1 protein-coding gene is annotated in these 2,022 nt (G+C 70.7%); it reads left to right on the top strand.

Annotation, left to right across the window (positions count from 1 at the left end; translation table 11 throughout):
• A partial coding sequence (gene mutS, locus D183_RS0112435) for a DNA mismatch repair protein MutS (protein ID WP_017909278.1) occupies positions 1–1,952 on the top strand: 1,952 nt, incomplete at its 5' end.
• Positions 1,953–2,022 lie beyond the last annotated feature (70 nt).

Genomic DNA, 2,022 nt, shown 5'->3' on the forward strand with positions numbered 1-2,022 from the left:
CGTTCTTCCAGTTGCACGATCTGAGCGGCTTCGGCATCGACGACAAGCCTCGCGCGACCGCCGCCGCCGGCGCCCTGCTCGGCTACGTGGAGGAAACCCAGAAACAGCGCCTGCCGCACCTGACCGCGATCGCGATGGAGACCGCCGGCGAGGCGATCGCGATGAACGCGGCCACCCGCCGCCACCTGGAGCTTGACACGCGCGTCGATGGCGACACCCGCAACACCCTGCTCGGCGTGCTCGACAGCACGGTCACGCCGATGGGCGGGCGCCTGCTGCGGCGCTGGCTGCACCGTCCGCTGCGCCTGCGCGAGGTGCTGGTGCAGCGCCACCACGCGGTCGGCACGCTGATCGACCGCGGCGCCGACGCCGACCTGCGTGAGGCGTTCCGCGCGCTCGGCGACGTCGAACGCATCCTCACCCGCGTCGCCCTGCGCTCGGCACGCCCACGCGACTTCTCCACCCTGCGCGACGGCCTGGGCCTGCTGCCGAAGGTGCGCGCGATCCTGGCGCCGCTGGATTCGCCGCGACTGGCCGCGCTGGCGGCGGAGCTGGGCCAGCACGACGAGATCGCGCACCTGCTGGCGTCGGCGATCGCCGAGCAGCCGCCGCTCAAGCTCAGCGACGGCGGCGTCATCGCTGCCGACTACGACGCCGAACTGGACGAGCTGCGCCGGCTCAGCACCAACGCCGACCAGTTCCTGATCGACCTGGAAGCGCGCGAACGCGCCAACAGCGGCATCACCACGCTGAAGGTCGGCTACAACCGCGTGCATGGTTACTACATCGAGATCAGCAAGGGCCAGGCCGACAAGGCGCCGGTGCACTACAGCCGGCGCCAGACCCTGACCAACGCCGAACGCTACATCACCGAGGAACTGAAGAACTTCGAGGACAAGGTGCTGTCGGCGCGCGAGCGCGCGTTGTCGCGCGAGAAGCTGCTCTACGAAGGCCTGCTGGACACGCTGGGCGAGCGCCTGGAGCCGCTCAAGCGCGCCGCCGCCGCGCTCAGCGAACTGGACGTGCTGGCCGGCTTCGCCGAACGCGCGCAGGCGCTGGACTGGACCCCGCCGGAACTGGAGACCGGTGCGTGCCTGCGCATCGAACGCGGCCGCCACCCGGTGGTGGAAGCGGTGCGCGAGCAGCCGTTCGAGCCGAACGACCTGGACCTGCACCCCGACCGCCGCATGCTGGTGATCACCGGCCCGAACATGGGTGGTAAATCGACCTACATGCGCCAGAACGCGCTGATCGTGCTGCTCGCGCACATCGGCAGCTACGTGCCGGCGCGGCGCGCGGTGATCGGCCCGATCGACCGCATCCTCACCCGCATCGGCGCCGGCGACGACCTGGCGCGCGGCCAATCGACCTTCATGGTCGAAATGGCCGAAACCAGCTACATCCTGCACCACGCCACCGCGCAGTCGCTGGTGCTGATGGACGAGATCGGCCGCGGCACCTCCACCTACGACGGCCTGGCGCTGGCCGACGCGGTGGCGCGTCACCTCGCCCACCACAACCGCTGCTACACGCTGTTCGCCACGCACTATTTCGAGTTGACCGCACTGGCCGACGAATCGGTCGAAGGCGGCGCCAGCGGCATCGCCAACGTGCACCTGGACGCGGTCGAACACGGCGACCGCCTGGTGTTCATGCATGCGGTCAAGGACGGCCCGGCCAACCGCAGCTTCGGCCTGCAGGTGGCGGCGCTGGCCGGCCTGCCCCGGACCACCGTGGCGCAGGCGCGGCGACGCCTGGCGGAACTGGAACAACGCGGCGGCGAGAGCCACGCCTCGCAGATGGCGCCGCAGGCGCTGGACGCACCGCAGCAGTTCGGCCTGTTCGCGGCCACGCCCTCCGCCGCGCAGGAAGCGCTGGCCGCACTGGATCCGGACGAACTCACGCCCAAGCAGGCGCTGGAAGCGCTGTACCGACTCAAGTCGCTGCTATAGGCGGCCTGCCTGCGGCTTTAGCCCCTCTCCCACGGGGAGAGGGGTTGGGGTGAGGGTCCGGCGCGAAGCG

The sequence above is a fragment of the Xanthomonas sp. SHU 199 genome, assembly GCF_000364665.1.
GTDB classification, from domain to species: Bacteria; Pseudomonadota; Gammaproteobacteria; order Xanthomonadales; family Xanthomonadaceae; genus Xanthomonas_A; species Xanthomonas_A sontii.